The 3,986-nt window shown below is 67.1% G+C and carries 4 protein-coding genes; 2 read left to right on the top strand and 2 right to left on the bottom strand.

Annotated features, from left to right (window positions below; genetic code table 11):
- A partial coding sequence (locus WC493_RS21950; RefSeq protein WP_373068540.1) for a hypothetical protein occupies nucleotides 1-195 on the top strand: 195 nt, incomplete at its 5' end.
- On the opposite strand, the gene WC493_RS21945 is transcribed toward WC493_RS21950, so the two are convergent.
- Nucleotides 161-1,471, bottom strand: a complete 1,311-nt coding sequence (locus WC493_RS21945; protein ID WP_373068538.1) for a hemolysin family protein — start codon at nucleotides 1,469-1,471, stop codon at nucleotides 161-163. The two genes, WC493_RS21950 and WC493_RS21945, sit on opposite strands and share 35 nt — an antisense overlap.
- Before the next feature lie 236 nt (nucleotides 1,472-1,707).
- On the opposite strand from WC493_RS21945, the gene WC493_RS21940 reads away from it, so the two are divergent.
- Complete coding sequence (locus tag WC493_RS21940) at nucleotides 1,708-3,600, top strand: propionyl-CoA synthetase (protein WP_373068542.1); 1,893 nt, start codon at nucleotides 1,708-1,710, stop codon at nucleotides 3,598-3,600.
- A gap of 39 nt (nucleotides 3,601-3,639) precedes the next feature.
- Here the strand turns inward: WC493_RS21940 and WC493_RS21935 are convergent.
- A partial coding sequence (locus WC493_RS21935; RefSeq protein WP_373068536.1) for a chromate transporter occupies nucleotides 3,640-3,986 on the bottom strand: 347 nt, incomplete at its 5' end.

The raw sequence follows: 3,986 nt of genomic DNA, 5'->3' as shown, positions 1-3,986 counted from the left end.
GATCGCGTTGTCGCCCGCCATCACGAGGTCGACGAGAACGATGCCGCCCAGGGCGACCAATTGCTCGGTGATCAGATTAATGTCCAAGGGAACACCTATGAAAGCCGGCCCGCCGCCGGGAGGCGGAGCCGAGATACGCAGGATAACAGCAAGAGGACGATCAGGTTTCGCCGGAATCCGGCGTCACTTCGCTGACCAGGACCTTGTCGACCCGGCGGCCGTCCATGTCGACCACCTCGAAACGATAGCGCCCCAGGGTGAAGACGTCGCCCGCCGCCGGAATCCGCTTCAGGCGGTGCATGGACAGGCCGCCCAGCGTGTTGAAATCCGCTTCCGAATCCTGGAATTCCGGCATGGCCAGCAGGTCCCACAGCCGGTCGAGGGCATAGCCGCCGTCGATCAGATAGGAGCCGTCCTCGCGCTGGACGACCGAGCGTTCGTCCTCGGGCGTATCCGCTTCCTCGAGTTCGCCGATCAGGGCTTCCAGGAGGTCGGTCAGGGTGACGAGGCCCTGGATGTCGCCATATTCGTCGACGATGAGGGCGATGGGGCTGCCGCTGGCCCGGAAGACTTCGAGCGCCTTCAGCGCCGGCGTCGTCTCCGGGATATAGAGCGCGGAATGGATCGCCGCGCCGATGTCCGGCGGCTTGCCCGCCAGCAGCTGGGCCTGGGCGAAGAGGTCCTTCACCTGCACGAAGCCGAGCACGGTCTTGGTCGTGCCCTTCTTCACCGGGAAGCGGGAATAATGGCTGTCGGCGATCTTCTGCCAGGTGCGCTTGGGCGGATCGGTGACGTCCAGCCATTCGATCTGGGTGCGCGGCGTCATCAGCGCGTCGACGTTGCGGTCGCCGAGACGCAGGGTCATTTCGACGATGGCGCGCTCGGCTTCCTGGAAATGGCCGGCGGCGGCGCCTTCCTGCATCAGGACGCGCACTTCCTCGTCCGTCACCTCGGGCTCCTTGCTGCCCTTGGGCAGCAGCTTCAGCACGAGATTGGTCGATCCGGTGATCAGGCTGACGAAAGGCGACGCCCCGACCGACAGCCAGCGCAAGGGCCGGGCGACGAAGGTCGCGATCTCCTCGGCCCGGGCGAGGGCGAGGCGCTTGGGCACCAGTTCGCCGAGGATCAGCGTCACATAGGTGAGGCCGGCGACGATGATCGCGATGGCGATCGTATCGGCATAGGGCGCGAGGACGGGAAAACCGGCCAGGAATTCGGTCAGCGGCCCCGACAGGGCCTGACCGCCGAAGGCGCCCGACAGGGTGCCGATGGCGGTGATGCCGACCTGCACGGTGGACAGGAAGCGGCCCGGATCGGACGCGAGGTCGAGCGCGACTCGGGCGCCGTCGCTGCCGGCGTCGGCCGCCCGCTTCAGTCGCGCCCGCTTGGCCGCGACGACAGCCAGCTCCGCCATCACCAGAAAGGCGTTCAGCAGGACAAGCAGGACAAGAATGGTAAGGTCGATGATCATCGGCGGACGTGAAAACGTGCGCGACCATACCATAGTCGCGGAATTTCGCACGGCACTATTGTGCGGCATTTGACCAAGGCCGCAGGGCGCGCGGCGAAGCCGCCACCGGACACGACCAAAGTACGAGGGGCATCGGCGGATTGGACGTTGCATTCCAGTCCCGCATTTTGCTGAATCCGCCCAACAGAGAACGATGACCGGAAAACGGGGGGAAAGCCGTGGGCGCCTATTCCGAGATGTACGCACGTTGGCAGGCCGATCCTGAAGGCTTCTGGGCCGAGGCGGCGAAGGCGATCGACTGGATCGAGGCGCCGAAGGCGATCCTCGACGACAGCCGCAAGCCGCTCTACAGCTGGTTTCCCGGCGGCAAGGTCAATACCGCCTGGAACTGCCTCGACCGCCATGTCGAAGGCGGCCGCGCCGATCAGGACGCGCTGATCTACGACAGCCCGGTGACCGGCACCAAGACCCGCTACACCTACCGCGAGCTGCGCGACAAGGTCGCCGAACAGGCCGGCTGGCTGCGGGACAAGGGCATCGTCGCCGGCGACCGCGTCATCGTCTACATGCCGATGGTGCCCGAGGCGCTGTTCGCCATGCTGGCCTGCGCCCGGCTCGGCGCCATCCATTCCGTGGTCTTCGGCGGTTTCGCCGCCAAGGAACTGGCGACCCGCATCAACGACGCCAAGCCGAAGGCGATCCTTTCCGCCTCCTGCGGGGTCGAGCCGGGGCGCACCGTCGCCTACAAGCCGCTGCTCGACGAGGCGATCGAGCTGGCCGCGACCAAGCCGGAATTCACCCTGATCTGGCAGCGCCCGATGCTGGAAGCGCCGCTGGTCGAGGGCCGCGACTACGACTGGGGCAAGGTCGTGCCCGGCACGGCGCCGGCCGATTGCGTGCCCGTCGCCTCGACCGATCCGCTCTATGTCCTCTATACCTCGGGCACCACGGGCATTCCGAAGGGCGTCGTCCGCGACAACGCCGGCCACATGGTGGCGCTGGCCTGGTCGATGACGAACATCTATGGCGCGGCGCCGGGCGAAGTGTTCTGGGCGGCCTCGGACGTGGGCTGGGTCGTCGGCCATTCCTACATCACCTATGGCCCGCTGCTGATCGGCGCCACCACCATCCTCTATGAAGGCAAGCCGGTGGGCACGCCCGATGCCGGCGCCTTCTGGCGCGTGATCGAGGAATACAACGTCCGCACCCAGTTCTGCGCCCCGACCGCCTTCCGCGCCATCAAGAAGGAAGACCCGGACGGCAAGCTGCTGGCGGATTACGACATTTCCTGCCTGCGCACCCTGTTCCTGGCCGGCGAGCGGGCCGACCCGGACACCATCCAATGGGCCGAGCGCATGGTGAAGGTGCCGGTGATCGACCATTGGTGGCAGACCGAGTCCGGCTGGCCCATGGCCGCCAACATGGTCGGCGTCGAATTGCTGCCGGTGAAATACGGCTCGCCCACCTGCGCCGTGCCGGGTTACGACATCCGCGTGCTCGACAATGACAACAACGAGGTGAAGCGCGGCGACATCGGCTCCATCGTCGTCAAGTTGCCGCTGGCGCCGGGCGCCCTGCCCACCCTGTGGCAGAACGACGAGGGCTTCATCCGCTCCTACCTCCAGGACTTCCCCGGCTATTACAAGACGGGCGACGCCGGTTACATCGACGCGGACGGCTATGTCTACGTCATGAGCCGGACCGACGACATCATCAATGTCGCCGGCCACCGGCTCTCGACCGGCGGCATGGAGGAAGTGCTGTCCTATCACCCGGATGTCGCCGAATGCGCGGTGATCGGCGCCGCCGATCAGCTGAAGGGCCAGGTGCCGGTCGGCTTCGTCGTGCTCAAGGCCGGGGTCAATCGCCCGGACGAAGAGATCGAGAAGGAACTGGTCCGCCTGGTGCGCGACAAGATCGGCCCCGTCGCCGCCTTCAAGACGGTGACGGTGGTGAAGCGCCTGCCCAAGACCCGCTCGGGCAAGATCCTGCGCGGCACCATGCGCAAGATCGCGGACAGCGAGCAGTGGTCGATGCCGGCGACGATCGACGATCCGATCATCCTCGACGAGATCGCGGAATCGCTGCGCAACATCGGCTACGCCAAGTCGGAAAAAGGCGCGGCCTGATCCCCCGGGCGGCCTTTCCCCCGTTGGGGGGCCGCCCGTTCAACCGAGGACGGTCAGCGCCGCCCCGACGGCGGCGCCGGCCAGCACCAGCCAGTGGGTCGCCAGGTTGAAGCGCAGCAGCGCCGCCAGGGTGGCCAGCGCCACGACGAGGGCGCCGAAGGCCGGCTGTCCGCCGGGCAGCAGCACGGCCTCCCCGAAGAACAGCGCGAGATTGGCCATGACGCCGACTACGGCGGCGGTGATCGCCTTCAAGGCCGCGGCGGCGGCGGGCGCCCGCGCCAGATGCTCGACCAGCGGCGCGCCGGCGAGGATGAACAGGAAACTGGGCAGGAAGGTCACATAGGTGACGAGCCCGGCGCCGAGCAGGCCGGCGATGGCGGGATCGA

Origin of the sequence: Zavarzinia sp. (assembly GCF_041650655.1) — a bacterium.
Classification (GTDB): domain Bacteria; phylum Pseudomonadota; class Alphaproteobacteria; order Zavarziniales; family Zavarziniaceae; genus Zavarzinia.
The sequence above is the reverse complement of the archived record's forward strand: the minus strand, read 5'-3'. Positions and strand labels throughout refer to the sequence as shown.

What these genes read in the sequence shown, in the direction of transcription:
- WC493_RS21940 (WP_373068542.1), top strand. Translation starts at nt 1,708, where the DNA reads ATGTACGCACGTTGGCAGGCCGATCCTGAAGGCTTCTGGGCCGAGGCG.
- WC493_RS21945 (WP_373068538.1), bottom strand. Translation starts at nt 1,471, where the DNA reads ATGATCATCGACCTTACCATTCTTGTCCTGCTTGTCCTGCTGAACGCC.